This is a genomic window from Allopontixanthobacter sediminis, from assembly GCF_009828115.1.
GTDB classification, from domain to species: domain Bacteria; phylum Pseudomonadota; class Alphaproteobacteria; order Sphingomonadales; family Sphingomonadaceae; genus Allopontixanthobacter; species Allopontixanthobacter sediminis.
The window spans coordinates 40,672-67,500 of sequence record NZ_WTYL01000003.1 but is presented as its reverse complement, the minus strand read 5'-3'; the positions used below and the strand labels follow the sequence as shown (position 1 = coordinate 67,500).

Below are 26,829 nucleotides of genomic sequence, written 5' to 3'. Positions count from 1 at the left end.
GCCGACCCTGCTCGCCGCTACACTGGCGCTCACATTGCCGGCAGTCGGCTTGAGTCTGCGGAACCTGCTTGGGGAATTGTTGCCCGTCGTGCTGGCCTGCGGGATCATGACGGCGGTGGTCATTGCGGCACAGCTGGCCGTCGGCGCGGTTTCTCCGCCGCTTCAACTTCTGCTGGTCGCCCCTGTCGGAGCGATCGCCTACGGAGCAACTCTCTGGCTCGGGTGGCCGCTCCTGCTCCGCGAGACCTGGTCCATGCTGCGCAAGGACCCACCTGAGGCAATTCCCATCTAGCGCCTGCCCTGCACATTTGGACCTGAAGGGCCGCGGTGGTAAGATGTCTCCGGTGCCGCTTGGCCGACAGGCTCTCTATAGAGGCGTCACCAGGAGAGCGGGTATGATTTCAGCCTCTTTTTTCGCGGCTGCCTTGGCGTCAGTCACTGGCGCGCCACCGCTCTCAGCGCCTGCGGGAAATACTGCTATTGAGGAAGTCGGCGCGCTGCCCGACGCCGAAGCTGCACCGGCCACCGAAATCGTGATCGGCACAAGTGACCGTTATGAACGGATGACCGTCCCCGTCACTGTCGAGGGACAAGGCCCGTTTCGGTTCATGATCGACACGGGATCCCAGGCTACCGTTGTTACCCGAGGTCTGAGCGACAGGCTCCACCTGGAAATCGTCGGAAATGCGATCGTCGTGGGCATGGCCAGCCGGGTCCCGGTTCAATTGGTCGAACTGAACGGACTCGAATTCGCGGCACGGGTGTTCGACAATATCTCAGCGCCCTTGCTGGAGGCCCACCATATCGGCGCCGACGGAATCCTCGGGCTCGACAGCCTGCAAGATATGCGGGTGATGATCGATTTTCGCGACGAGACAATTGCGGTCGACACGGCGAAGGAGCTGGGCGGCAACCGGGGTTACGAGATCGTTGTCCGCGCCCGGCGGAAACTGGGGCGGCTGATCATCACCGACGCAGTGATCGACGGGGTCAGCACCGCAGTTATTATCGATACCGGCGCACAGGCCAGTATCGGCAATCTTGCACTCCGGCGAAAACTGCGCGGTTCCGATCAGGGAGCTTCGACGGCAACCGATGTGAACGGCAACACTATCGCGGGGAACGTTGTCGTCGCGAGGTCGCTGCGCATCCAGACCATGCAGCTCAGCCACACTGCCATCACCTTCGCCGACAGTCCCGCGTTCGATGAACTCGGGCTTGGCCGCCGCCCCGCCCTGATCCTGGGCATGAGCAACCTGCGGATGTTCGACCGGGTGGCGATCGACTTCAACTCCCGCCAGGTGCTGTTCGATCTCCCGTCAGAGGCGTTCTCGGGCACCGCGCCGGTCCGGTCCAACAGCGCGACGCGTTTGTAACCCAGCACAGGATTGCGCACGCCTGACTTGCACCCCGATTGAACCAGCCATTGCGTAAACTCGCGCGGGGCACCAAATGCAGCGCCGATGCCACCTGATTTTCCCACACCCGCCCCAGCAAATCACGATAGCTGGACGACGCTGAAGCGTTTCCTTCCCTATCTGTGGCCGCATGACAATTCTGTCCTGAAGCGCCGGATCGTAGTAGCGATCCTGCTGGTGCTGGCGGGTAAGGCAACCACACTCCTGTTGCCATTCGCTTACAAAAACGCCGTCGACTCAATGACAACCGCCACCAATGAGGCGATGATGGTCGCGGTGGCGCTCGTCCTGGCCTACGCGCTTGGCCGCTTCACCAGCGTGGTGTTCGACAATCTGCGCAACATCACCTTTGAACGGGTCGGGCAGGACGCGATCCGCCAGCTGGCTGAGGACGTGTTCCACCGGCTCCACCGGCTGAGCCTGCGCTTCCACCTGTCGCGCCGGACCGGAGAAATCACCAAGACGATCGATCGCGGAACCAAGAGCATCAACACGATGCTCTATTTCCTGCTGTTCAATATCGCGCCGACAATCATCGAACTGGTGGCGGTCGCAGTGATTTTCTACGTCAACTTCGGCCTCGGGCTGGTGCTGGCGACAGCCCTCACCGTTGTCACGTACATCTCCGTTACCCGCTGGATCACCGAATGGCGCACCAAGCTGCGGGCCGAGATGAACGATCTCGATGGCCGCGCCCATTCGCGGGCGGTCGATTCGCTGCTTAATTACGAAACGGTCAAATATTTCAGCGCGGAAAGCCGGGAGGAGGAGCGCTACGCCCTGTCTACCCGCGCCTACGCCGAGGCTGCCGTCAAATCGGAAAACTCACTTGGCCTGCTGAATATAGCCCAGGCGCTGATTACCAACCTGCTGATGGGCGGGGCGATGGCCTATACCGTTTGGGGCTGGAGCCAGGGGCGCCTGACGGTCGGTGATCTGGTGTTCGTGAACACGTACCTGATGCAGCTGTTCCGGCCGCTCGACATGCTCGGCTTCGTTTACCGCACCGTTCGCCAGGGGCTGATCGACATGGCCGCGATGTTCCAGCTGATGGATAGCGAAGTCGAGGTGGAAGACCGGCCGGGCGCACCAGCGCTGGCCATCCGCCAGCCAACCATTACCTTCGACAATGTGGTGTTCGGGTACGACCAGGACCGCACTATCCTCCACGGCCTGTCGTTCCACGTTCCGGTCGGCGGCCATATCGCGATCGTCGGACCGTCCGGTGCGGGCAAAAGCACCATCGCGCGCCTGCTGTTCCGGTTCTACGATCCGTGGTCGGGCCGGATCCTGATCGACGGGCAGGATATTTCGGAAGTTACGCAGGCCAGCGTCCGCGCGGCGATCGGAATCGTGCCCCAGGACAGTGTGCTGTTCAACGACACGGTCGGCTATAACATCGCCTATGGCCGTGCCGGTGCCACTGACGAAGATGTGCTCGCGGCGGCGCAGGGCGCGGCAATCCTGCCGTTCATCGAAAAACTGCCTCAGGGCTTCGATACCGAGGTGGGCGAGCGCGGCTTGAAACTATCGGGCGGCGAGAAGCAGCGCGTGGCAATCGCCCGCACCTTGGTCAAGAACCCGCCGATTCTGGTGCTGGACGAAGCCACCAGCGCGCTCGATTCGCGCACCGAACAGGATATCCTCGACACGCTTCACCGGGTGTCGGAAAACCGCACCAGCCTGTCGATCGCCCACCGGCTTTCGACGATTGCGGACGCGGACGAGATCCTGGTCCTGAACGAGGGACGAATGGCCGAAAAAGGCAGCCACTCCGCCCTGCTCGAACGCCGGGGCCTGTATGCCGACATGTGGAACCGCCAGCAGAACGAAAGCGGAGCGGAAGCCGAAATCGCCGAATAGTCGGCCGATTCGCGGCTCCCGCTCCAGTCGACTTATTCTGCGGGCTTGCGCAATGTCGGGCTGTTGAGATCGAGCTCGCTCACCGGAATCACTTCGACGTTAGGATAATCCTCGCGCAAATCATCGATGAATTCCGCCGCGTTGCCGACGATGATCAGCGACGCATTTTCCGGACGAACAATTCGCCGCGACACGTCGAGCGCAGCTTCGGGCGATACCGCCTGCAGCCGCTCGGCCAGCATTGCCGCTTCTTCGGGAGCAATTCCCTGTTGCAGCAAGCCGGCCACGATCCCGTTGAAACCGCTGCTGGTTTCCAGCGCCCGTGCATAGCTGCCGCCCAGGAACAGGCGCCGCTTCTGGAGCGCTTCTTCCTCGAGCGGCGCAGTGCCGAGAAGCTCGAATTGCTCGAGAATCACGTCCGCGACTTCATCGGCAGTCTCGTTCTTGGTTTGCGCGTTCGCGGTCAGGACCGCCTGCCCTGCCCGCGCGCCGAACGAACTGTACGAACCATAGCTGAGCGCCCGCTTGGTCCGCACTTCCTCGAACAGGCGGCCGTTCGACCCGGAACCGAGCACGGTGTTGGCCAGCATGAGCGGGTAATAATCGGCATCGCTGCGGGAGATTGCGCGGACCCCGGCGAGGACCGCAGCTTGCCCTGCTTCGGGCATGTCGATCACCAGCGCGCGCGGTGCCGGTGCCGGTCCGGACGGATAGGCGATCGGGGTTGGTGCCGGCTGCTCGCTTTGCCAGTTTCCGAACAGCGCGCCGGCCACTTCTTTCGCGCGTTCCGGCGCAATTCCGCCGCTCACCACGATCTGCGCTGCAGCGGGATGCCACCACGTCGACCGAAAATTGGTGAGATCCGCCTGGGTCAGCCGGGTCAGGCTTTCCGCGGTGGTTACCCCGCCATAGGCAGCGGAGCCGTACATCACCGGCGAAGCAAGTATCCCCGCCAGACTGCCCGGATCCTTCATCGCGACCTGCAACCCGTCGACCGCCCGCTTCCGTTCGCGGTCGAGCTCGCTTTGCGGGAAGGAAGCGTTGCGGATCACGTCCGACATCACCTCACCCGCCGCCATGATGTTGCCCACCGGGGCGGTCAGGCTGACAAAGGTCCCGTCTGCGCCCGCGCTGGCTGACAGCGAGGCACCGAGGCTTTCGAGCGTCTGGGCGATCTGTTCCGCGCTGCGCGTGGCGGTCCCCTTGTCCACCAGTCCGGCGGTCATCTCGGCCAGACCGGCCTTACCCGCCGGATCGGCACTGGTGCCGCCGGGCAGCACAACCGTAATCGTTGCGAGGGGAACATCGCCGGTCTGGGTGGAGACAAGCTTGATCCCGTTGTCGAGCGTGGTCTGGATCAACGGTGCGCGGGCGACAGCAGGGACCGGACCCGGCGCGGGCGGCGCTTCCCGCGTGGCTTCGTCATTCAGCGACGCCGGTTCGCCAACCGCGTCCGGCACGCTGCGGAAGGTCGGCATCGGGACCGGGTTGGCATAACTGGCCGGGTCCGCTTCGCCAGCGACATAACGCATCGCGACAACCGATTCAGGGGTCAGCCACGTCCGCGCCACCCGCATCACATCGGCAGCGGTAACCTTGGCGATATCGGCGAGGAACTGGTCGGCCCAGCGCGGGTCGCCGGTGGATACAAGCGCCTCACCCAGCTCGAACGCCCGGCCGCGGGCGGTTTCGCGGCGACTGAGCGTGCCGGACACCCATTCGTTCTTGGCTTCCCGCAGTTCGGCTTCGCTGACTGGCTGGGTCCGCAATTTCTCGAATTCCGCCGCCAGCAATGCGGCCACCTCGTCCTGATCCGCAACCGGGCTAAGGATCGCGAAGCTCGCGAAATAGCCGCCTTCTTCGGAGGTGCTGGCAAATTCCTGCGCCTGCACCGCTTTGCCCGTACGAACGAGGGCATTGTACAAACGGCTGTTCTGGCCGCTCGACATGATGGCGTCGAGCACATTGACCGCCGCAACATCCGGATGCGTCTGCGGCGGCAATTGCCACAGGTATCCCACCACCGGCAGCGGCACATTGGGTGCGGTTGCGACCAGCGATCGCGGCTCGGTACGGCGTTCTTCCCGTGCGGAAATCTCAAGCGGGATCGGGTTACTGCGGCGCGGGATCGCGGCGAAATACTTGTCCATCAGCGCGCGCAAATTTGCAGTCTCGAAATTGCCGGCCACGATCACGGTTGCCGTGTCCGGTCCGTAATAGGCCTGATGGAAAGCCCGAGCGTCATCGAGCGTGGTCGCGTCCAGTTCCTCGATATTGCCGATCCCCGGCCGCCGGTGGGGCAGGACATCATAGCCGTTTTCCGCGAACACCAGCCGCAATCGGCCATAGGGCGGCGCGAGGATGCGCTGGCGCAGTTCTTCCTTCACGATCGAGCGTTCCTTCTCGAACACTTCGGCATCAACCACCGGGCGCGCCATGCGTTCGGCATGCGTCCACAGCATGGTTTCGAGATATTCCGCCGGGACCGTCTCGTAGTAATTGGTCCGGTCATCGCCGGTCGACGCATTGCGCTGCCCGCCGACATCCTCGGTCAGCTTGTTGATCATGTTGTACGGCATATTCTCTGTCTTGCGACTGAGAATATGTTCGAACAGATGGGCGAAACCGGAGCGCCCCTCCGGATCGTGCTTGGATCCGACATCGTACCAGATCGAGGTGGTCACCGTGCTGGTGCCTTGGTCAGGGAGAGCGATTACCCGCAACCCGTTATCCAGCGTCCATTCCTCGAACGCGATCTCCGGGGCGGAAAGCGTGTCGGCCGAACCAGCAGGAGCCTGCGCGGCTAGCGGCGCGGTAACCGACAGTGCAAGCAATCCGCAACCTGCGGCGAGAAAACTACGAAACATCGAACAGCCCCTTTTCGGATAAAACCTGTAGCCGGATGAAACCATCCAGCCGGTAATATTTCAAGTCGGGCCTCGGTTTAACAGACGAAAAGCGAAGGCAACCCGACGAACGTCTCGCGTCACGCTGGCTCCCGCAGCAGCGGTAGGATTATTTCGTTGTAATCTTCCAGTTCGAAAGATCCGGCGTGGGAATGGCGGATGCGACCTTTGCGGTCGATTATGTAAGTCGTGGAGCCGGCGTCCCGGATCAGACCGTACTTCCCCTTGAGCGAGCTCGCCAGGGGATAAGAAAGCGCGGCGGTCAAGGGCTTGAGCTTGAATTTGGATACGCTGTCCTTGGTCACCACTCCGATAATTTCGAAGCCCTCGTCCTTATGACGCCGGTGGAACGCGCTCATCATCGGCATCTCCGCCTTGCAGGGTCCGCACCAGGTAGCCCAATAGTTGATGACCAGTACCTTACCACCGTAATCCGCCAGCGTTTTTTTCGAACCATCGAACATCCTGACGGTAAAATCCGGCGCTTGCTGACCAACCTCTGCGGGTATGGCCGGTGCCGCGGATGCCAAACAGACAGCCGCCAACGTCACGCGAAGAAAGTGTAGCATTGTCTGCCCCCTTGAAAACTGCCCCTGTCTCTTCCGGGAAGCTAGCAGACAAAAACCGGAAAGCCAGCACCTAGACAAGTCCCTGGAGGCTCGACCGTACCTGATTGTGATATAAAATCAGTATTTTGGGATTTGACGATCAGTCACCCCCGGGAAACCGGTCGAACCGCGGGAGGTCTTTCAACGTTTCCTCCCACTCGAGCGCATCGGACATCTGGACATGGCTCTGCGGCGGATAGTCTTCCGGCGCGTCCAGGGTCGCGGTCTGGATATCGACCAGTCCCGGCATGAAATTTTCATTGATGTACCACAGCCCGGTGCCGCAGGCTCCGCAGAAAAAGCGTTGTGCATCGGGGGAGGAACGGTACGTCACCGGGTTGCCCTGTTCGACCGCGAAATCATCGGCCGCCACCGCGACCCACGCCACGCCCGCGGCTCCGGCGCAGCGGCGGCAATCGGTGCAGTGGCAGACAGAGCTGTGCCGCACTCCGCCGCGAAAACTGTAAACGATTGCGCCGCAGTGACAGCGTCCGGTGGGCATGGAAATCCTCCTCCTGATTAGGAGGACGATGCTATCATGAAAACCCCGTCAGAGAATGTATTTCGACAAATCGGCGTCCTGCGCCAGTTCGGTCAGCCGTTCGCGCACATAGGCAGCGTCGATGGTGATTGTCTGGCCCTTCAGATCCTCGGCTTCGAAGCTGACATCCTCAATCAGCTTTTCCATCACCGTCTGCAGGCGCCGGGCACCGATGTTCTCGATACTTTCGTTCACCTGCGCCGCGATCTTGGCGATCTCGGCAATCGCGTCCTCGGTAATTTCAAGTGTTACATCTTCGGTGCCAATCAAAGCCTTGTACTGGGTGACCAGATTGGCCCTGGTTTCGGACAGGATGCGAACAAAGTCCTCTTCCGTCAGAGCACGCAATTCCACCCGGATCGGCAGGCGCCCCTGCAATTCGGGCAGCATGTCGGACGGTTTGGCGACGTGGAACGCACCGCTGGCGATGAACAGCACGTGGTCAGTTTTCATCGGGCCGTACTTGGTGGCCACGGTTGTGCCTTCGATCAGAGGAAGCAGGTCGCGCTGCACGCCTTCGCGGCTGACCGATCCGCCGCGCACATCGCTGACTGCGATCTTGTCGATCTCGTCGAGGAACACGATGCCGTTGGTTTCGGCATTGGCCAGTGCCACGCGCGCGACATCGTCCTGGTCGAGGCGCTTTTCCGCTTCCTCATCGACCAGCTTGTCCCACGCGTGGGGCACCTTCAGCTTGCGCCGCTTGGTGTTGGTCTTGCCGAACGCCTTGCCCATCATGTCGCTGAGGTCGATCATCCCCATGCCGCCGCCCATGCCCGGTATCTCCATCGGCGCGTTGGGCGTATCCTTGACTTCGATCTCGACCTCGACGTCGTTCATCGCGTTCTGGACGATCCGTTCGCGGAAACTTTCGCGGGTCGCTTCGGAGGCGTTCTCGCCCACCAGGGCCACCAGCAGCCGGTCCATCGCCGCCTTCGAAGCTGCTTCCCGCACGGCTTCGCGGCGGTTGTCCTTCTCCAGCCGGATCGCGTCTTCGACCAGGTCGCGGGCGATCTGGTCAACGTCGCGGCCGACATAGCCGACTTCGGTGAACTTGGTCGCCTCGATCTTCACGAAGGGCGCATCGGCCAGCTTCGCCAGACGGCGGCTGATCTCGGTCTTGCCGCAGCCGGTCGGGCCTATCATCAGGATGTTCTTGGGGGTAACCTCGTCGCGCAAATCATCACCGAGGCGCTGACGGCGCCAGCGATTGCGCATCGCCACCGCGACCGCGCGCTTCGCTTCCTTCTGTCCGATGATATGTTCGTCGAGCGCGGCGACAATCGCCTTGGGGGTGAGCATGTCGGTCATTTTGGTTCCATAGTGTCCGTCTGCCAGGGACGGGAAAGATCAGATTGTTTCGAGGGTGACGCGGTCGTTGGTGAAGACGCACACCTCGGCGGCCACGGCCATGGCGGCGCGGGCGATTTTTTCCGCATCGTCTTCATAGGCGTCGAGCGCGCGCGCGGCGGACAGCGCGTAATTTCCGCCTGATCCGATTGCCGCAACCCCGCCTTCGGGTTCGAGCACATCGCCATTGCCGGTCAGCACCAGCAGCACATCGGCATCGGCGACAATCATCAGGGCTTCCAGGTTGCGGAGATATTTGTCGGTGCGCCAGTCCTTGGCCATTTCGACGGCGGCGCGCATCAACTGACCGCGGTGTTGCTCGAGTTTCTTCTCCAGCCGGTCGAACAAGGTGAAAGCATCGGCGGTGGCACCGGCAAAACCGGCTATCACCTTCCCCTTGTCAGGCCCGCCTTCGCCGATCCGGCGAACCTTGCGGGCGTTGGGCTTCATAACCGTGTTGCCCATGGAGACTTGTCCGTCCCCCGCAATCACGGTCTTGCCGCCCTTTTTCACGCCGATGATGGTGGTGCCGTGCCATTGCACGAGCCCGTGCGCGTTTCTGCTGTCGTCCATAACGCAGATATGGTGCCTGCCCGATACCGGTCAAGCACCGGCGGCAAAGATCAGTCTGATCGCGGGGTGCTAACGGCCTTAGGCGCCGGGTCCGCTGGGACCTGCACCGGCACCCACCTGGCCGATATTGCCGAACAGATCCTCGAAGAAGCTGCGTTCGCGGCCCAAGGTGGGCGTCGAATCCCCCTCGGGCGAGAGATAGGCGACCTGGTCGACCCCGGTCCGGTCAGCCGAAAGGACATTACCCGCGGCATCGAACCGGATTTTCAGGACCGAATGCTGGATGATCTTCGGACGGACGAAGGGCTTGCGACCGGTCACGCTCGAAACGTAATACCACGTCGGTTCGCCGTACTGGCTGGTAAATGTCGGGCGGCCCAAGGTCGCTTCCACCGAACGCTGGTTGTCGATCCCGGGCTGCACCGCATTGACAAGGCTCTGGTCCGCAACATAGCCGCGGTTTTCACGGATCGAACTGCAACCGCCTGCCGCCAGCGCCATGGCCAGAGCCAGACCTGCTCCGATTGCTTTACCTGCCGTCATCGAAAACCAACCTTCTCAAAAAAACTCGTCACTTTGAATAGCGGGGATAAGCGCTATATCGCAGGGAAGCCATAAGGGCATGTCGCCCACCTTGCAATGTAGCCAGTGGGGAAACGGCAGAACATGCCGCGGCCTGTCCGCAGCCCGCCCAAGGGCATGGGGCTGACAGGTTGAATTGCCAATTAACGAAACCGCCATGCGGCCAACACAAACCGGTAGAATGCTGATGTCCTTCCTTTCCCGCCTTCTTGGAACCGAGCCTGATCCCAAGGACGCGCTTCGTCCGTTGTGGCAGCGTACCGTGGAGATCGCACGGGAACCGCAATGGTACCGGGATTGCGGTGTCCCCGATACCGTCGAAGGCCGGTATGACATGATCACTTCAGTGCTGGCGGTGGTGCTGATCCGCATGGAGCAAGCCCCCGAATTGAGAGCTCCCTCGGTGCACCTTACGGAATTGTTCGTCGATGACATGGACGGCCAATTGCGTGAACAGGGCATCGGCGATCCGGCCCTCGGCAAATACATGGGCAAGATGATGTCGGCCATGGGCGGTCGGCTGGGCGCATTTCGCGATGCATTGGTGTCAGACCGGTCGAGCCTGAAAGCCGCGGTCAGCCGCAATCTCGGTCTGTCGGAAGGGACGCCGCCCGCAGCGTTGGCGCAGCGGCTGGAGCAACTGCACGATCAACTCGCGCCGATCCCCGCAGATGCCATCCTGGGCGCGGAGATTCCCCGATGAGCGAGAGTGCGTGCGAATTCAGCCGGGTAGTCAGGCTCCACCAGATAACCGGCAAGCCAGTGGTCCTGCAGCCGGATAAACCGGAAATGGCGGCGCTGGCACAGCGGTTTGCCTTGGCCGCGGTGCACCGGCTCAAGGCGGAAGTGACCTTGGTGGCCGATGGCGCAATAGTTAACGCTACCGGACGCCTGCTCGCCGATATTCTCCAGTATTGTGCGGTTTCAGGCGAGGAATTTCCCGTCCATATCGATGAACAGCTCGCCTTGCGCTTCGTGCCGGAATCCCGCGCACCGAAGGAGGAAGAGCTCGAAATACAGGCTGAGGATTGCGACGAAATATTTTACCAAGGCGAAAGCTTTGACCTTGGCGAAGCGGTCGCCCAAGGGTTCGGGCTGGCGATCGATCCGTTCGCGCGCGGACCGGATGCGGACGCATTCCGGCAGCAGGCAGGCATCCTCGGCGAAGACACACCGAGCGGCCCCTTCGCCGCGCTGGCTGCGCTCAAAAAGAACTAACGCCAGCCGCCGGCCCGGCCACCCCGGTCAGAACGGGATATCGTCGTCCAGATCGTCATAATTGGAGCCGCCCCCCGAGCCGCCGCCCGAACCACCGGAGCCGCCACCGGAACTGCCAGAGCCGCCGCCCTGGTTCCAGCCGCCGCCCGAACTGCCGCCCTGGCTGCCACCACCGGAGCCGCCGCCTTGACCGCCGCCAGGTCCGTCGAGCATCGTCAGAGTGCCGTTGAAGCCGCGCAGGACGATCTCGGTCGAATAGCGGTCATTGCCCTGGGCATCCTGCCATTTGCGGGTCTGCAACTGGCCTTCGATGTAGACCTTGCTGCCTTTACGCAGGAAGCGTTCGGCAACGCTGACCAGGCCTTCGGAAAAAATTGCGACGGTGTGCCATTCGGTCCGTTCCTGGCGCTCACCGGAATTCTTGTCTTTCCACTGTTCGGACGTCGCGATGCGCAAATTGCACACTTTGCCGCCGTTCTGGAAGCTCTTCACTTCCGGGTCCGCACCCAGATTACCGATAATCATTACTTTGTTGAGGCTACCCGCCATATTTCCGTGTTCCCAGCTAAAGGCCCAGCGCTGTCGCGGACCAGAATGTGATTCCCGCGAAGATGTAGGCCAATGCGAACAGATAGGCCAACATGAACACCGGCCATTTCCACCCATTTGTTTCCCGCCGGGCAACCGCGATGGTCGACAGGCACTGCGGCGCGAACACGAACCACGCGAGAAAAGCGAGCGCGGTCGGCAGGCTCCACCGGGCGGTGATCTGGTCTCGCAAGGCATTTTCGGTCGCCGCCTCGTTTTCCGAATCGACCGCATAAGTCGTGGCGAGGGAGGCAACCGCTACTTCGCGCGCGGCCATTGCGGGAACCAGCGCCAGCGTCATTTCGCGGTTGAAGCCGACCGGCTCGAACACGACGTGCATCCCGCTGGCTACCTGCCCGGCGATGGATACATCCAGTTGGCTCTCGCCAGGTTCGGCCCGAGGGAAGGTCAGCAGCAGCCAAAGAATGACCGTCGCGGCGAAAATGATCGTGCCGGCGCGGCGTAGGAACACCCATGCGCGTTGCCACAATCCGATTGCGAGATCCCGGAGCCGCGGCATCTGATAGCGCGGCAACTCCATGATGAATCCGCTGGCCTGCCCGGCAGTAACCGACCGGCGCAGGATAAGCGCCACCGCCATCGCGCCGATGATGCCCGCGACATAGAGCGCGAACAGCACCAGCCCCTGAAGACCGATCCCGCCCCACACGCTGGTGTTGGGAATTACAGCCGCAATGACGATCCCGTAAACCGGCAGGCGTGCGGAGCAGGTCATCAGCGGGGCGATCAGAATGGTGGTCAAGCGGTCCTTGGGATCGGCAATGCTGCGGGTCGCCATTATGCCGGGAATGGCGCAGGCAAAGCTGGACAGCAGCGGAATGAAGCTGCGTCCCGACAGGCCGACACCCGCCATCATCCGGTCCATGATGAACGCCGCCCGTGCCATGTATCCGGTAGCTTCCATCACTAGGATGAACGCGAACAGGATGACGATCTGCGGAAGGAACACCACGACCGAGCCGACCCCGGCAATGACCCCTTCGGTGAGGAAATCGCGGACCAGGCCGGCGGGAACGATTGCCACCACCAAACCGGAAAGCCATCCGGCGATGCCTTCAAGCGCGTCCGCAAACGGGGTTGCCCAGGCGAACACCGCCTGGAAGATCACGAACAGCAGCGCGAACAGGATTGGCGGGCCGAGCCATGGATGCAGGAGGACCTTGTCGAGACCGGTGTGGAGCCGCCGCGTCGTGCTGACCGAAAGTATCGCCCCCTTGGCAATGTTGCGCGCTGCCAGCCGGCGTTCGGGCAGGGTCAGGTGCGGCCGCGGATGCACCCGCTGGCCCGCTTCGAAATCCGCTTCGGCAACGGCAATGGCCGCGATCAGTTCGGTAAGACCCTTGCGGCGAACGGCGACGGTCGGAATGACCGGAACGCCGAGCGCTTCTGACAAGGCGTCGGGATCGAGCGTCAGCCCGTCCCGCTGCGCCAGGTCGACCATGTTCAGCGCGACCACGGTTGGCCGGCCAAGCTCGATGACTTCCTGCGCAAACACCAGGTGCTGTTCCAGGTTGGCGGCATCCAGCACGACAACCATGACGTCGGGCTGGACCTCGCCCTCGAACTCGCCGTGGACGAGTGCGCGGGTCACTTCCTCGTCGGGGCTGGTTGCGTCGAAGGAATAGCTGCCCGGCAGGTCGATCAGCTCGACCGGAATACCGTCTGGCATCATCAGGCGCCCGGCTTTGCGCTCCACCGTCACGCCGGGATAGTTGGCAATCTTCTGACGAGCCCCGGTAAGCGCATTGAACAGCGCGCTTTTCCCGGCGTTGGGATTGCCGACCAGCGCTGCCTTGCGCAGGCGGAGGGATACCGGTGCGTTCATAGCGGATCGACCATCATGGCGGCGGCGTGCACCCGGCGGATCGCAATTGTCATCCGGCCGATCATCAATGCGATCGGGTCCTTTCCGCCAAAGATGCCGCGGTGGGAAATCTGGATCTCCGCACCCTCGTCAATTCCCAGAGCGCGCAATCGCTTGCCTTCTTCCGGCGCGATTGCCGACCAGTCCACGGAGCGAATCCGTGCGGGAATGCCGTTTTGGAGAGCTTCGAGCTTCATGGGGGTGCGCTGCCAGACCGACGCGGTAATTGCAACTAATTCTCAATAGTCTTTAGCGCGCCGGATAACGCAAGCGCCCAAGGAGGCGCGTAAGACTGAAACTTTCGCGGTCGGAATTGAGCAACCGGCCCTTCAGTTTTTCGAATTTCATTACGCCTTCGATCCGCCGATCGAGGAATTCCCGCGTGTCGGCCTTGCCCTTGCTCTCGTCGCCAACGAACACCGCCAGCGTCGCTCCGTAGATCCCGGCGAGGATCGTGCGCTTGGTATAATGGTTGTAATCGGTCGCGGTATCGCCGGCGAGCCGCCACATGATATCCGCACTGTGCCAGCCGGTCCTGAGCGAGCGAGCGGCGTTTTGCGGCATGGCCATGATCGCCAGCGCCCGGCGCAGCGCCTCCTCCAGCCCGGCGACGGCATCGAGGCGGAACTGGACGAGGCTGCGGATGCGTTCGCGGATCGGCATGGCGGACAGCACGTCCTGCGGAAGAGCCTCCGCCATCTCGGCATCGATGGTTTCAATCCACGCGGCGATCATGTCCATCGCACCGCCGGGATATGCCAGGGCTGCCACATCGGGATCGACCGCCAGATCGTTCGCGGCGGCGGCCGCGGCATCGGCGCTCCACCCGTCGAAAATCGCGGCTTCGGCAACAGTGGGAGCCATGGCGAGGCGCAATTCGTCCAGCGTCAGGTCAGAAAAGTCGGCCATTCAGAAGCTCGGCCCATAGGATTTGGACGGCTTGTCGTCTTTCCGGTCTTCATCCGACTGCTCGATCTCGCCCAGCAACCGGCTGTTGGAATCGAGCCGTGCATAATCGCGTGCGGTGCGGCCGGAGTTGTCGCTGCGGTCGGCATTCCCGCCGTTGGCAAGCAGCAGGCGGGTCATTTCGACGTCGCGGCGCAGGACGGCGGCGATGAGCGGCGTTTCGCCGGTGCTGTTGGCCACATTGACGTTCGCGCCCGCTTTCAGCAGCGCTTCGACCCCTTCGACATAACCGAGGCTTGTGGCGATCTGGAGGGGCGTGATGCCGTTCTTGTCGGCGATGTTGGGATTGGCGCCCTGTTCGCTGAGGAACCGGATCCACAATTGGTCGCGCCGCTGCGTCGCGATATGCAGGGCTGATTCGCCGGTTACCTGGTCCCGCGCGTTGATGACGGTCCCGTTGGTCGCCTCGAGGATCTTGTTGACCTCGTTGCCGTCACGGTCCTTGACCGCTTTGAGGAATTCATAGCCGGCAGAGAAAAACTGCGCTGCGGCCGGAACGGCAAAAGCCCCGGCTACCAACATCAGGGCAAGGTAGGCGTTTCGGAAAACGGCTTTCGCCACTGGTTCGTCTCCATAAATTCTGTTTCTAGGCAGAGTCGCCTCTTGCTCCCCGCTGGTTAGCAGAGCATGAACCTCCACGCTATGCCCCACACCTTCAAATATCTCCGCACCGCAGCGATCGCCGCGCTGTCCCTCGCTGCGGCCAGCTGCAATTCCAACCCGGCCACGCCGCTGGAACAGGCACCGCTTTACGGTGCTACCATTGGAGGGCCGTTTGAATTGACCAACTCCGCCGGCGAGACCGTGCGCTGGTCCGATTTCGCCGGTCAGTACCGGATCGTCTATTTCGGCTTCACCTATTGCCCCGATATCTGCCCGACTGACGTCCAGCGCATGTCGCAGGGTCTGCGGCAATTCGAACAGGAGAGCCCGGAACTGGGCGCGCAAATCCAGCCGATCTTCATCACCATCGATCCCGAGCGCGACAACCCGCAGGTAGTCGGAGACTTCGTGGACAATTTCCACCCGCGCCTGATCGGGCTGACCGGGACCCCTGAGCAGGTCAAATCCGCTGCCAAAACCTTCGCGGTTACATATTCCAAGGGGGAAGTTCCCGAGAGCGGCAATTACCTGATGAACCATTCCGCGATCACCTATCTGTTCGGACCGGACGGCCAACCGATCGCGACGCTGCCTACCGACCTGGGCGCCGAAGCCGTTGCCGAAGAGCTTGCGAAATGGGTCAGGTGACGCGGTGACTGAAGCGATGCGTGACAAATTCTGGGAACTGCCGCTGGCACAATTGACCCGGCCCGAATGGGAGGCGCTGTGCGATGGCTGCGGCCGGTGCTGCCTGCACAAGATCGAGGACCCGGATACCGGACAGGTCGAACACACCAACGTGTCGTGCAAACTGCTCGATACGCGCAGCGCGCAATGCAAGGATTACCGCAACCGCAAGGCGTTCGTCCCGGATTGCCTTCGGCTGACCATGAAGATCGTGGCCGACGTGCCTTGGCTTCCGGAGAGCTGTGCCTACCGGCTGCGTCATGAAGGAAAACCGCTGCGGGATTGGCATTACCTGATTTCGGGAGACCGCGAGACGGTGGTGCACGCCGGCATATCGGTCAGTGGCCGGGTGGTCAGCGAAAACGTTTCCGGTCCGCTCGAACACCATATCGTCGAATGGGATGAGGCATGAAATCTGGCGCCATCCGATGCTAGACTGGCTTCGCCGCGACCAACTGGAACCGACGGTCAGGGTCAACGGTGTCGCCTTGCCGATCGCGATCCGGCGTCATCCGACCGCAAAGCGTGTGGTGCTGAGGATAGCACCTGACGGTAGCGAGGCGCGAGTGACCTTGCCGCGCTGGGGCCGAACCGCCGATGCAATCGAATTCGTCCATTCCCGCGCCGACTGGCTCGCCGGACAGCTTGCCGCACTGCCCAAACCGGCCGCGCCGATAGCGGGCGGTCTGCTTCGCTATTGCGGCGAGAATGTCACCATCGAATGGCAGGCTGGCGCAAAGCGCAGGCCAATCCTTGGCGAAGGACGGCTGGTAATCGGCGGACCGGAGGAAAACCTCGCCCCGAGGCTGCAGCGATGGCTGGAGCGGGAAGCATTGCAATTGCTCGAAAGCGATCTCCAGGATTACTGCGCAGCGGCCGGGGTTCCTGCCCCGGCCATTCGCCTCTCACGCGCCCAGCGCCGTTGGGGCAGCTGTTCGAGCAGCGGCACGGTGCGGGTCAACTGGCGGCTTGTTCAGGCTCCTCATTTCGTGCGCCGTTCGGTTGTCGCTCACGAAGTCGCCCATTTGCTCCACTTCGATCACGGCCCGGCGTTCCACGCGGCATTGGACCGGATCTACAACGGCGACCTCGCCGCGGCCAACGCCTGGTTGAAGCGCGAAGGACGAACACTCTACGCCGCCTTCGGATGATTTCCGGTCTTCAGCGGCCTTAGGGAGTTTCCCTTACCTTAAATTAACCCTGATCCTGCATGATCGGTCAATGATCAGATTGATCGCTATCCTTGCCAGCGCTGCCATGCTGTTGGTCCTGCCCGCAGCACCCGTTGCTGCGCAGGGTCAATGCAGTTTTTGCGATACAAATCCTCCGCCTCGCGGTGTCGGAGGCGGACGCCCCGGCAATGGCGGGAACGGGAACGGGAACGGGAACGGGAACGGGAACGGGAACGGGAACAACACCGAAATTGCTCTCGTCATCGAAAGCGACATCAACTTCGGTCGTTTGGTCATGACCGGCGACGGGGTTGGCCGAGTCCTGGTCGATTTGCAGACGGGCGCCAAGACCGTGGTTGGTAATCTGGACGATCTGGGCGGATTGGCTGTCCAGGGCCGCGCGATCATTCGTGGCGCTCCGCTGCAGTCCATCCGGGTCGAATTCCCTGCCCGCGTCATCATGCGTGACCCGGCTGGCGGAGAAGCCGAGCTGCGCGATTTCGTGACCGATCTTGGCCAATTACCTCGGCTCGATGCTGGCGGAATGCTGGAATTTCGCTTCACCGGCACGTTGTACACCGACCTCGCCGTCGCGATTGGCGGCAATCTGCGCGGACGCGTTCCGATCCAGGTGGACTACGATTGACCGTCTGAGTCGAACCGACACGATCAGCACTGGCGAAAACGGCTCCCCGTCGCTATCTTGCGGGCATGGGTATGATCAACCGCTTGAACCCCACCCCCGGGGCCCTCGATTTCTGGAATGAGTTCAAGAAGCCGACGCCGTATCGCTGGCCGATACTAGGCGTGTCGGCGCTGATGACGTTCACGCTGATGTATCAATTCACCAGCGAGAGCGTGCTCGTGCCTCCCGCCCCGCCCGAAGTTACCTACATCGCCAGCTTCCCCGCCGACCGCACGGACGCGGAAATCATCGCGTCCAACATCGAAAACCAACGCAACCAGGACGCAGTCGCCGCACTTCTCGAACAGAACGAGGAACGAAAACGCGAACTGTACCGGGCGCTGGGCCGGGCGTCGGGGATGGACGTCGATGAAATCGATCGCGAAGCCGAACGGGAACGCACGGCCATCGAAGCGGCGGAGAACGCTCGCAAGGCCGAAATTCGCCGCCGTGCCGGCCTGCCCGAAGCAGGCATCAGCGAAACCGAACTGAGGGCGCGCGCCGCCGGCGAGAACATCGTTGCCGAAACCAACAGCGTGGGCGCCCCGGTTGCAACTCCCCCACAGTGACGCCGACTGGCTGGCCGCCGCGGCGCGGTTGGCAGTCAGGGCGCGCCCGCAAAGCAATCCGAACCCCGGCGTAGGGGCCATCTTGGTCAAGGACGGTGCCGTGATCGGACGCGGCTGGACACAAGCGGGCGGCAGGCCGCATGCCGAGGCGATGGCGCTGTCCCTCGCAGGCGGCGATGCGCGCGGCGCAACACTTTACGTGACGCTCGAACCTTGCGCCCACCGTTCGGACCGCGGCCCCGCCTGCAGCGACCTGGTTGCCTCTGCAGGTCTGGCAGCTCTGGTCTATGCCGTCCGCGATCCGGACACGCGCACTGCGGGTCAGGGCGCAAGGCGGATCGCCGAGGCAGGCACCGAAGTCCGCCATGTCCCCTGCTCCGCTGCCGCCGACAGCCTCGAGGGCTATCTGATGCGAAGCTGGCATGGCCGTCCGCATGTCACTCTCAAACTTGCGATGTCGCTCGACGGGTGCACCGCTCTGGCCAGCGGCGAGAGCCAGTGGATCACCGGCGAGGCAGCCCGCGCCCATGTCCATTCACGCCGCGCGATGGCGGACGCCATCCTGGTCGGCGGCGGGACCTGGCGCAGCGACCACCCACGGCTCGACGTTCGACTGCCGGGACTGGAGGGACGCAGCCCGGCCCGATACTTACTGACCCGGGGCGAAGCGCCTGACGGGGTGCAGGCCATCGGCTCGCCGGAAGGCATTTCCGGATTGACCGACGCACAATATCTGTATGTCGAAGGCGGTGCGAGAACGGCGGCGGCTTTCCTTGCCGCGGACCGGGTGGACACCCTGCACCTCTACCGCGCGCCGATCATTCTTGGCGACGGCGCGCGTTCGGTGGCTGATAGCGGGCTTACCGATCTTGCATCCGCCCATGACCGCTGGACCTTGACCGACAGGCGGCAGCTTGGCAGCGACCGGTTCGAAGCCTATCGGCGGATCCGCCACGAAAGGGATTAGATGTTCACCGGAATTATCACCGCTGTCGGGACCATCGAGCAGGTCGAGCAAAAGGGTGATCTGCGCGTCCGTATCGCTTGTCCGTTCGATCCGGCCAAGATCGCGATCGGCGCCTCGATCGCCTGTTCGGGCGTCTGCCTGACCGTGGTCGAGCGCGGTATCCGTCCGGAGCAGGATGGCAACGCCGCGTGGTTCGCGGTGGATGTTTCGGGCGAAACCGTCTCCTGCACCGTGCCGGGAATGTGGAGCAAAGGCCGCAAGCTCAATCTCGAAGGCGCACTGCGGATGGGCGATGAACTGGGCGGGCATATCGTCACCGGCCATGTCGATGCGGTTGGGTCCGTGGTCGAGATCAGTCCGATTGGCGATTCCCATCGCTGGGTGGTCAGGGCTCCCAAAGCCCTCGCCCCGTTTATTGCGGCAAAGGGGTCGATCACCATGGACGGTGCATCCCTGACCGTGAACACGGTCGAGGATCAGCCGGACGGGTCGGTCCATTTCACCATGAACATCATCCCGCACACTTCCGAAGTGACGACGCTGGGCGGCATGGAGGGCGGCGACCGGGTCAATCTGGAGATCGACACGATGGCCCGGTATCTCCAGCGGATGCAGTCACTGATGGGCTGATGTTCAGCCCGCGACGTTCTTCAGCGCAGCAATAAAGTTGGCGATGTTGCCGCTGTGCAGCCCGGCCACGTTGATTCGGCCGGAACCCGCCATGTAAACCGCGTGATCCTCGCGCAGGCTGGCAATCTGGTCCTTCGTCAGCGCGAGCATCGAGAACAGCCCGTTTTCGCGCGATAACGCGGTCAGGTCGAGCGGCCCGATCTGGCCGGCCTCCGCCATCTGGGCACGAACGCTCGCGATGCGGGCGCGCATGGCGGTGAGCTCGTCCAGCCAAAGCTTGGTCATCGCAGAATCGGAAAGGATGACCCGGACCGCAGCCGCGCCGTGATCGGGCGGCATCGACCAGCTCGCCCGAGCCAGGGCGTTGAGGTTGGACATGATCGCATCGAGCTGCCCCGCCTGATCGGCCAGCACATACAAGGCGCCAACCCGATCACGATACATCCCGAAATTCTTGTCACAGCTGTAAGCCACCAACGCTTCGGGCACGACCGAAACGACCGCACGAACGCCGTAGGCGTCGTCGTCCATCCCCGCTCCCAGACCCTGATACGCCAGATCGAGTATCGGTATGGCAGGACTGTCCGCAAACGCGGCGGCAATCCGGTCCCATTGGGCGGGCGAATAGTCGATGCCTGTCGGGTTGTGGCAACAGCCGTGCAGCAACACCGCTTCGCCGGCAGCCGCGGCGTCGATGATCGCAAGGACCGCCTCGACATCGACCCTGCCGTCGGAATCGGCATGGCCGAATGTCACAGTTTCAAGGCCCACATCGGCGAGGATTTGCGCGTGGTTTGGCCAGCTCGGAACACCCATGTGGACTTTCGTCACACCGGCTTTCTGCGCCACCGCGAGCGCCAACCGGACCGCGCCAGTTCCGCCGGGGGTCTGCATTCCTTCGACCCGGTCGAGATAGGCGGCATCGGCGCCAAACACGTACGGAACCAGCGCGCGCACGAACGCGACGTCTCCCTCAGGCCCGAGGTAACTCTTGCTGTCCTGTGTTTCGAGCAGGTTTGCCTCAGCCGCCTTGATCGCGGCAAACACCGGGGTCGCGCCGTCATCGGTCCGGTAGACGCCAACCCCGAGATCGATCTTGTCGCTGCGTGGGTCCGCGGCGTACATCTTGATCAGCGCAAGCAGCGCGTCGGGCGATTGTGCGGGAAGTTGGTCAAGCATCATGCAGCCCCCATGCCGAGGGAGCCACGCTCCCGCAACATATTTTGGCGGCGGTTACGCCAATTACCGCGTACCGGGACCTTCCGTCCCTGATCCGCGGGGGTGCTTGCGACTCAGAAGGGCAGCCAGCGCTGCTTCTCTGAAAACCTCATGTAACCGGCGTTGACACCAAGCCGAAGCCCGGCACCGACGCGGATCGGGATGATTACGACATCACCCCAGCGCATGTAACTCGCCGTCAACCCGCCCACCAGGTAAGCCTGGCCTTCTCCGGCGGGAAACCGTTTGTACAGGTCTTCACTGTCATGAAGGTTGTAGACGAGCACGAAAGTGTTGCCGGCGTTGGCACCGGCGTCGAACCCGATCGACGGGCCGGTCCAGTAAACGGGACGCTGGCCTTCCACCTTGTGATACAGCGTTCCGGAACCGTAGCGCGCACCGAGGATAAACGCCCCGCTCGCTTCTCGGCCCACGATGTAGGCGTTGGGTTCACCCTGCTTTTCAAGAAGGTCCTCGATCATCCGGGCAAGGCCTTCGGCGCCCTTGCCGAACACACCTTCGGCCGCGCCGATCAGGTCGTCGCTGGCGTAGGTGTCGCCCTGCGCGGCAGCGACTGACGGGCGGGCCGAAGCCTGAGCTGCGGCCACCGAGGGATCGTTCGAAGTGACGACCGGATCGGACCATGCCTCTGCAACGGAAACCCGGCTATCGGCAGGGAGCTGACTATCTGTCGCCGGTTCCGTTACCGGATATTCATAGACGGAAGGATCACCCGGGGCTTCTACCAGGTCGCCGTCGATCGCGCTGTCGGGATCGAAAGTCTCGATCTGCTGGGCGGCAAGTGGTGCCGCGCCTAACGCTGCGATGCCCATCGCGACCAGGCAAAACTTGGCGATGGTCCCGCTGACTGCCTTGGGTAGCGATTTGGTGTTTGGGGTGGCGATCTTCATAGTCCCTCCAGGGGCAAAACGGGCATCTTGCGCTGCAATTGAGTCCTTTGGCGCTTAAGCATCAATGAACGGTCGACGAAGCGAATCCAATTTGCGGTGAGCCGAGTCGAAAACGGTACGGATGGAGCGGCAGGCTTGCGCCCTGATAAAATCGCCCGCCGCTTGCCAGCATGGCTTGCCGCCATCCACGACCGCCGTTATAGCGCCGGGCTTGCCGCTGCGATCCGGAGACGTGGGTGAGTGGCTGAAACCAGTTCCCTGCTAAGGAACCGTGGGGGTAACCCCACCGAGGGTTCGAATCCCTCCGTCTCCGCCACAGCCCTTTCCAAGGGTGATTAGATGCCGCTAGATTTGGCCACTGGCAACGCGACTGCATCCGCCAACAAAGCAGTCATTCTCAGGCTCAAGGCGCTCGGTTCGCAAGTCATGTCTAGCGTACAACCATTTGCTAAAATTGATGGCCCGACGCGTGGCCGCGAGAATTGATCGCGACTCAGAGGCGTCAGCCATCCACGGCACAAGCATGGAAATGAGACACTTGCAGCGAAGGCCGAGCGCAGCCGAAAGCTTGCAGAACTGCGCGAACTTGAGGCACTATCGTTTTTGTTAGGATTGACCGCTGGGTCACGTTGGCAGGGCAGAAAGCCAAGAGATGACGCCTAATTAAAGCGTAGCTGTCTCTTAGAAACCCATGCCACGAGACTAGTTGAGCGACCTTGCTAACTTGGGGACTGCAAAGCCGCTAGATTCCGCATTTAGGGTGGCGGGTTGTTCCAAAAATTTAGGTGGAGGGGACGAACCGGATTAGTGAGAGCTAATAATGGATTCGGCATTGGGCAATCTCAAGGCACTGATCATCGCCTTTGCCCTTCACCCTATAAACCAGCCGGTCCTCTTGAGTTACTCGCCTAGACCACCACCCCGATAGTGCCCCTTTCAAAGGTTCAGGTTTTCCCGTCCCCTTGAAAGGCGTGCGCATACATTCTTTTATTAGTACATTAAGGCGTGTGAGAATCTTCCCATCGACCTCTTGCCAATGGAGATAATCCTCCCACCCATTATCAGACAAAACGAGCTTCACGCTTCTACTAAATCAGGTTCCGATAGAGAGCGTTCTGTGCCGCCTGCCGCGTCCAGTTGCTCAATAGAGTCACGAAGGCGCTTAGCATTAGTACGGTTGGATAAGAGGTGCATCGTTTCTTCGATTGCGTTCCAGTCTTCCAAAGATACTATCACAATTGATTCGGCCTTCTGTCGTGTGACAACCACGTGAGTACGGTCATTAATAACCTGATCCATCACAGCTTTGAGGTTGGCGCGTGCATCGGAATAAGTGAGTACATCCATCGCTACCTCCTTTCGTTGCTCATGTGTTGTACGAATTGTTGTACGTATGCAAGCATGAACATTCAGTGAAGGCAGGTGCGCTTTGTTCAGCCATCACTCCTCGTAGGCGGATGCGATCGGTCATTCCTTAAGGACTTCACCAACTTCCCAAGTCTGTCAGCAGAGCGCTTCTCGTCACGTCGCATTCAAGAGGGCGCTCGCTTGTTGCCGCCCCGGCCACATCCCGCGTTCTGCGGAACCACCATGCCCGAACGAGCAGGTTGGTGCGGCATCCGCCGACAAAGCTGCCATTGCCAAGCTCGTTTTTCTCACCTGAAACCGGTCGTTCGTTCAGGTTTCGTAGAACGCTTGCGTATTCCTCGCCTTAGTTAAGTAGCTCTGCAGCAGCTCGCCTTCTTGGTCGACCGCCAACTCTAGTTTATGCATTTTGCCGTTAATCTTCACATAGGGCTCGTCGAAATGCCATTCCCACTGTCGGAACCCGCGCAATCGGTTAACCGGTCCTTTTCACCTCAGAGGCAAACAGCGGGCCGAACCGGTTCCTCCAATGCCGCACCGTCATGATAAATGTCGATGCCCGCTTGAAAAGCAAATCTTCGACATTCCGAAGTGACAGGGGAAATCGCACGTAGATTATGACATCCTGCCGGATGACCTCGCGTGAGGATTGCAACGGCGGAATGGGCTTGAGGGAAGGGCCCGAGATTTCCGCGGCATCAGCGCTAGATAATAGGGCCGGGCACGATCTACCAAGTTGCGTTGACAGAGCCGATCCGCGCAATGCCGGCCTAATTGGGCGCAGTAGACTGGCGGTTTTCAAGCAGCTTGGAAATCGCCTCATCACCGACCCACCGAGCTTTCATGCGGCGAACTATGCCCGCCTCGCCCCATTTTTCGCTGCGCAGGGCGGCGCGGCGAAGCAGCGTCAGGGTCTGTGCGCGGTCACCAGCAATCGAGGCAACAAATACCGGTCGCAGATAGGTCTTGCGCGGATCAGAAGTTACATCGTCGAGCAAGTACCGCATAATAGTTTTATAGGCGGCTTCGGGAACGCCAGACTGAATGGATGACTGTATGGCCCTAGCGCGGCTGGCCATCGCATTGTCTTGTCGTAGTACCGCGACAGTAGCCATCGCATTAGCGTATCCAGCATAATCGCCAGCAGCCAAACGGGTGTCGCCAAGACTGTCATGCGCGACGGCGAACCCAGGATGTTCAACTGTTAGTGCCAAAAGGTTTCGCTCCCCATCCGCGGTGTTGCCAGCCGACCATTGCGCCCAAGCCAGATCTGTCAGGATGGCTTTAGATCCGGGCTGCATCGCACGTGCAACGTTCAGCCTGCGCAGTCCGTCAGTAAAAGCGCCGCTGTCGATCAGGACATTGCCATACCAGAAATTGGCCATCACATTGGTTGGGTCGCGGATGATCGCTTCGTCGAATGCGGCGCGTGCCGCAATAATATCCTGATCCCACCAGTAAGCGACAAACCCTTTCATCCGGTAGCCTTCCGTCAGCGATGGATCGAGACGCAGGGCTGTGCTCGCGGCAAAACTGGCCGCTGGAAAGGCATCTTCATCGCTCCGGATGCCAAATTCACGCGACAGAATGAGCGCTTCTGCCAACGCCGCATATCCCGGCGCATATTCCGGAGCGCGAACGGTGACTTCGCTCAGCATCGCAATCGCCTGTTCCAGCGACTGCGCGTTGCGGGTGGCTGTCAGATCGCGTGCCGCCAAATACCGTTCGAGCACCCCTGGATCTTTCGGCAGGATTTCGGATGATGGTTGGGGTTTTGATCCATCAGGGGCAACATCTGCCGCAACAAATCCCGGCACACTGATTGCTACGAAAAGTACAAGCAGCCCGGCGGCGATCCAGCCTATCATATTGCGTTGCTTGGTACCGGGATGCTCGCGACTTTCATCGGGCGTTTCCACTGGATTGGCGGCGGTCTGCGTGAGAGTCGCGACCGGCTCAGGAGCGGCGGCCGGTTTGGTTATGCCAACCCCACTTGCCCAAGCGTCAAGTTCGTGGCGCAGCGCAAATGTCGTACTGATTTTGCCGCCGGGAATACGATGGATCGGCATGTTACGTTCGCGCGCCCAACGGATCGCGGTTGTCCTGTCGCGGCCAAAATAGGCGCCGATGGATTTCCAGCCCTCGATCCGGTCGCCCGCAATGTTGCGCGCGACGTTAAAATCCGAATTTCGCAGAGTGGTCGCCATGATCCCCCTATCGCAGACAACGACAAGCTGGCCGTCAACAACTGTTTAGGTGCGACTCCCGTTGGGTTCATCATTCATCTGTTTAGGCAGTCACTATTTTTTGCCCTTTTCCCCTGCCATCGCAAACCGGTGCGCCAAGCTTGCCAGGCGCGGAAATCCATTGGTTCCTGTCTTGGAATAGATCCGGTGCAAATGCGCGCGGGTGGTGGCGCGCGCCATGCCCAATCGTTCCCCGATACCGGTAAGATCACCTTTCTCCACAGCGTCGCTCAAGACCCGCGTTTCGGTAGGGGTCAAACGATACATGTCCGCCATCGCACCATAAGCGATTTGCAGTGGCTGATCGATGATGGTGATGTGCACAGTGTGTTCCGTGCATGGCCCCGACACCAGATCGCTAAACCGGTCACGAACCAGTTTGCGTGCTTCGCACAAGAGCTTGAACGGTGTTCCGTCGGGCGAGCGCACCTCGACTGCGCAGGGTTGATCCCCAGCCAAAGCTGCGATGACTGTTTTACCAAAAATGGTATCGGCCACCAGATCGCCTATCCGCAAACCCACGATCCGGCCCACCTCGGCATCAATCTCAACGACATGGCGGTCCTCGGTCAATTGCAGCAAGTAGCCGCTGAGGCATGATGCGGATTGCCTGTAAGCCCGCGCGGCGCCCGCATCGCGGATCAGGCGGCTCTGGATGAACACTGCGCGCTTCAGATGCGGCATCAGCGTTTCCATCTGGGCCAGTTCACCCGCGTTGAACGGTGGCGCAGGTACCTTGCGTAGCAATGTCAGGTGCGCGCTAAACCCTGCCCTCCGAACTAAAATGGCAGCCATATTGTCGACGACGTGATGGGGCGCGAGGTATTCGCGGTAGAACTTGCTGCTGCGGATCTCGGGCTGTTGCAACAACGCGTGAACGGTTTTGCAGTCCCCCTCGTTATAGCTCAGCAGATAGGGCATCAGCACATCGTGCTGGTGATAGATTTCGGTGTAGCGTGCGATCCATGCGGGATCGTTGCCATGTTCTGCCTGAAACCCGGCACCGCGATCCTGATCAACCCACGCGATGAAGGAACTGCTGGCGTCAAACGCCCCGGCGATGCGTTGCAGCAGTTCTGGGAACAGCGCGGCATCGAATGCGGCATCATAGATTTCGCTGACCGTCACCATATCAATCTGCTCCCTTGGCCGACCAACGATCTCCCGATCATGGGGCCATGGGTACAAAGGCCGCATTTTGCGTCGTTCGTCGAGCGTAAATCGCCGCGCTGCAACACCTTGCAACACTCTGCAACACTTTGCCGCGTTCCGTGATGC

At 61.5% G+C, this 26,829-nt stretch carries 30 protein-coding genes and 1 tRNA gene (1 of these 31 only partly in view); 13 read left to right on the top strand and 18 right to left on the bottom strand.

The genetic code is table 11. The features are described from left to right. From GRI65_RS11130 to GRI65_RS11120, 3 genes are all read left to right on the top strand, one after another. Positions 1-292, top strand: the 3' end of a protein-coding gene (locus GRI65_RS11130; protein WP_232844110.1) for a lipopolysaccharide biosynthesis protein. Its footprint begins 1,226 nt before the window's first position; 292 of the gene's 1,518 nt are visible here — the last part of the coding sequence; its start codon lies off the left edge, out of view; the stop codon is at positions 290-292. A 103-nt stretch (positions 293-395) separates the two neighbouring features. Beyond that, on the top strand, positions 396-1,376 hold the full coding sequence (locus tag GRI65_RS11125) for an aspartyl protease family protein (RefSeq protein ID WP_160756658.1): 981 nt from the start codon (positions 396-398) through the stop codon (positions 1,374-1,376). Positions 1,377-1,463: 87 nt separating this feature from the next. Next, positions 1,464-3,281, top strand: coding sequence for an ABCB family ABC transporter ATP-binding protein/permease (locus GRI65_RS11120; RefSeq protein ID WP_160756657.1), 1,818 nt, complete (start codon positions 1,464-1,466; stop codon positions 3,279-3,281). Between the two features lie 32 nt (positions 3,282-3,313). On the opposite strand, the gene GRI65_RS11115 is transcribed toward GRI65_RS11120, so the two are convergent. From GRI65_RS11115 to GRI65_RS11090, 6 genes are all read right to left on the bottom strand, one after another. Further along, the gene (locus tag GRI65_RS11115; protein WP_160756656.1) at positions 3,314-6,148 is read right to left on the bottom strand and encodes a M16 family metallopeptidase; all 2,835 of its coding nucleotides are present in this window, start codon (positions 6,146-6,148) and stop codon (positions 3,314-3,316) included. Positions 6,149-6,267: 119 nt separating this feature from the next. Further along, entirely contained in the window at positions 6,268-6,756 is a 489-nt protein-coding gene (locus GRI65_RS11110) for a TlpA family protein disulfide reductase (RefSeq protein WP_160756655.1), read from the bottom strand. A gap of 139 nt (positions 6,757-6,895) precedes the next feature. Continuing rightward, positions 6,896-7,297 carry a GFA family protein gene (locus GRI65_RS11105; protein ID WP_160756654.1) on the bottom strand — a complete coding sequence of 134 codons (402 nt, stop codon included), beginning with the start codon at positions 7,295-7,297 and terminating at the stop codon, positions 6,896-6,898. 48 nt (positions 7,298-7,345) lie between these two features. Next, entirely contained in the window at positions 7,346-8,647 is a 1,302-nt protein-coding gene (gene hslU / locus GRI65_RS11100; protein ID WP_160756653.1) for an ATP-dependent protease ATPase subunit HslU, read from the bottom strand. 39 nt (positions 8,648-8,686) lie between these two features. Continuing rightward, positions 8,687-9,259 carry an ATP-dependent protease subunit HslV gene (gene hslV, locus GRI65_RS11095; RefSeq protein ID WP_160756652.1) on the bottom strand — a complete coding sequence of 191 codons (573 nt, stop codon included), beginning with the start codon at positions 9,257-9,259 and terminating at the stop codon, positions 8,687-8,689. Between the two features lie 78 nt (positions 9,260-9,337). Continuing rightward, entirely contained in the window at positions 9,338-9,802 is a 465-nt protein-coding gene (locus GRI65_RS11090) for an outer membrane protein assembly factor BamE (RefSeq protein WP_160756651.1), read from the bottom strand. Between the two features lie 226 nt (positions 9,803-10,028). Here GRI65_RS11090 and GRI65_RS11085 point away from each other — a divergent pair, with 226 nt between their 5' ends. Together GRI65_RS11085 and GRI65_RS11080 are read left to right on the top strand one after the other, a co-directional pair. After that, entirely contained in the window at positions 10,029-10,544 is a 516-nt protein-coding gene (locus GRI65_RS11085; protein WP_160756650.1) for a ubiquinol-cytochrome C chaperone family protein, read from the top strand. Then, entirely contained in the window at positions 10,541-11,059 is a 519-nt protein-coding gene (locus GRI65_RS11080; RefSeq protein WP_160756649.1) for a YceD family protein, read from the top strand. Before GRI65_RS11085 ends, GRI65_RS11080 begins: the two co-directional genes overlap by 4 nt. Positions 11,060-11,086: 27 nt before the next feature. Here GRI65_RS11080 and ssb read toward each other — a convergent pair whose 3' ends face one another. The 5 genes from ssb to GRI65_RS11055 are packed head-to-tail and all read right to left on the bottom strand — an operon-like array spanning position 11,087 to position 15,059. Next, positions 11,087-11,608, bottom strand: a complete 522-nt coding sequence (gene ssb / locus GRI65_RS11075) for a single-stranded DNA-binding protein (RefSeq protein WP_160756648.1) — start codon at positions 11,606-11,608, stop codon at positions 11,087-11,089. Positions 11,609-11,624: 16 nt separating this feature from the next. Then, entirely contained in the window at positions 11,625-13,493 is a 1,869-nt protein-coding gene (feoB, locus tag GRI65_RS11070) for a ferrous iron transporter B (protein ID WP_160756647.1), read from the bottom strand. After that, positions 13,490-13,729 carry a FeoA family protein gene (locus GRI65_RS11065; protein WP_160756646.1) on the bottom strand — a complete coding sequence of 80 codons (240 nt, stop codon included), beginning with the start codon at positions 13,727-13,729 and terminating at the stop codon, positions 13,490-13,492. The genes feoB and GRI65_RS11065 overlap by 4 nt, the downstream gene beginning before the upstream one ends. 52 nt (positions 13,730-13,781) lie before the next feature. Then, positions 13,782-14,441, bottom strand: a complete 660-nt coding sequence (locus tag GRI65_RS11060; RefSeq protein WP_160756645.1) for a COQ9 family protein — start codon at positions 14,439-14,441, stop codon at positions 13,782-13,784. Further along, the gene (locus GRI65_RS11055) at positions 14,442-15,059 is read right to left on the bottom strand and encodes an ankyrin repeat domain-containing protein (protein ID WP_332872642.1); all 618 of its coding nucleotides are present in this window, start codon (positions 15,057-15,059) and stop codon (positions 14,442-14,444) included. A gap of 66 nt (positions 15,060-15,125) precedes the next feature. Here GRI65_RS11055 and GRI65_RS11050 point away from each other — a divergent pair, with 66 nt between their 5' ends. The 7 genes from GRI65_RS11050 (at position 15,126) to GRI65_RS11020 (ending at position 19,811) form a co-directional block, all read left to right on the top strand. Further along, positions 15,126-15,749, top strand: coding sequence for an SCO family protein (locus GRI65_RS11050; RefSeq protein ID WP_160756644.1), 624 nt, complete (start codon positions 15,126-15,128; stop codon positions 15,747-15,749). A gap of 16 nt (positions 15,750-15,765) precedes the next feature. After that, positions 15,766-16,200: a YcgN family cysteine cluster protein gene (locus tag GRI65_RS11045; RefSeq protein ID WP_160756643.1), complete on the top strand. Its 435-nt coding sequence runs from the start codon at positions 15,766-15,768 to the stop codon at positions 16,198-16,200. Further along, positions 16,190-16,939 carry a M48 family metallopeptidase gene (locus tag GRI65_RS11040; protein ID WP_232844109.1) on the top strand — a complete coding sequence of 250 codons (750 nt, stop codon included), beginning with the start codon at positions 16,190-16,192 and terminating at the stop codon, positions 16,937-16,939. The genes GRI65_RS11045 and GRI65_RS11040 overlap by 11 nt, the downstream gene beginning before the upstream one ends. Positions 16,940-17,009: 70 nt before the next feature. Then, a complete protein-coding gene (locus GRI65_RS11035) occupies positions 17,010-17,606 on the top strand; it encodes a DUF4402 domain-containing protein (RefSeq protein WP_160756642.1) in 597 nt (198 codons plus the stop codon). Between the two features lie 65 nt (positions 17,607-17,671). After that, a complete protein-coding gene (locus GRI65_RS11030; RefSeq protein WP_202391300.1) occupies positions 17,672-18,214 on the top strand; it encodes a hypothetical protein in 543 nt (180 codons plus the stop codon). Further along, the gene (gene ribD, locus GRI65_RS11025; RefSeq protein ID WP_232844108.1) at positions 18,195-19,181 is read left to right on the top strand and encodes a bifunctional diaminohydroxyphosphoribosylaminopyrimidine deaminase/5-amino-6-(5-phosphoribosylamino)uracil reductase RibD; all 987 of its coding nucleotides are present in this window, start codon (positions 18,195-18,197) and stop codon (positions 19,179-19,181) included. The genes GRI65_RS11030 and ribD overlap by 20 nt, the downstream gene beginning before the upstream one ends. Beyond that, on the top strand, positions 19,182-19,811 hold the full coding sequence (locus tag GRI65_RS11020) for a riboflavin synthase (protein ID WP_160756641.1): 630 nt from the start codon (positions 19,182-19,184) through the stop codon (positions 19,809-19,811). Between the two features lie 3 nt (positions 19,812-19,814). On the opposite strand, the gene GRI65_RS11015 is transcribed toward GRI65_RS11020, so the two are convergent. Next, positions 19,815-20,990 (bottom strand): amino acid aminotransferase, encoded by a 1,176-nt coding sequence (locus tag GRI65_RS11015; RefSeq protein ID WP_160757104.1) that lies wholly within the window; start codon positions 20,988-20,990, stop codon positions 19,815-19,817. A gap of 113 nt (positions 20,991-21,103) precedes the next feature. Next, positions 21,104-21,940 carry a DUF1134 domain-containing protein gene (locus tag GRI65_RS11010; RefSeq protein WP_160756640.1) on the bottom strand — a complete coding sequence of 279 codons (837 nt, stop codon included), beginning with the start codon at positions 21,938-21,940 and terminating at the stop codon, positions 21,104-21,106. A gap of 226 nt (positions 21,941-22,166) precedes the next feature. Between GRI65_RS11010 and GRI65_RS11005 the strand changes: the two genes are divergently transcribed. Beyond that, a tRNA-Ser gene (locus GRI65_RS11005) sits at positions 22,167-22,256 on the top strand. 498 nt (positions 22,257-22,754) lie between these two features. Here GRI65_RS11005 and GRI65_RS11000 read toward each other — a convergent pair. The 5 genes from GRI65_RS11000 to GRI65_RS10980 all read right to left on the bottom strand — a co-directional run bounded on the left by GRI65_RS11000 (position 22,755) and on the right by GRI65_RS10980 (position 26,682). Further along, complete coding sequence (locus tag GRI65_RS11000; protein ID WP_160756639.1) at positions 22,755-23,021, bottom strand: Txe/YoeB family addiction module toxin; 267 nt, start codon at positions 23,019-23,021, stop codon at positions 22,755-22,757. Further along, positions 23,018-23,287 (bottom strand): type II toxin-antitoxin system Phd/YefM family antitoxin, encoded by a 270-nt coding sequence (locus GRI65_RS10995; protein ID WP_160756638.1) that lies wholly within the window; start codon positions 23,285-23,287, stop codon positions 23,018-23,020. Before GRI65_RS10995 ends, GRI65_RS11000 begins: the two co-directional genes overlap by 4 nt. A gap of 330 nt (positions 23,288-23,617) precedes the next feature. Then, entirely contained in the window at positions 23,618-23,776 is a 159-nt protein-coding gene (locus GRI65_RS15535; RefSeq protein WP_160756637.1) for a DDE-type integrase/transposase/recombinase, read from the bottom strand. Positions 23,777-24,075: 299 nt separating this feature from the next. Further along, positions 24,076-25,512: a tetratricopeptide repeat protein gene (locus GRI65_RS10985; RefSeq protein ID WP_160756636.1), complete on the bottom strand. Its 1,437-nt coding sequence runs from the start codon at positions 25,510-25,512 to the stop codon at positions 24,076-24,078. Between the two features lie 93 nt (positions 25,513-25,605). Beyond that, a complete protein-coding gene (locus GRI65_RS10980; RefSeq protein ID WP_160756635.1) occupies positions 25,606-26,682 on the bottom strand; it encodes a helix-turn-helix transcriptional regulator in 1,077 nt (358 codons plus the stop codon). Between the last annotated feature and the right edge of the window lie 147 nt (positions 26,683-26,829).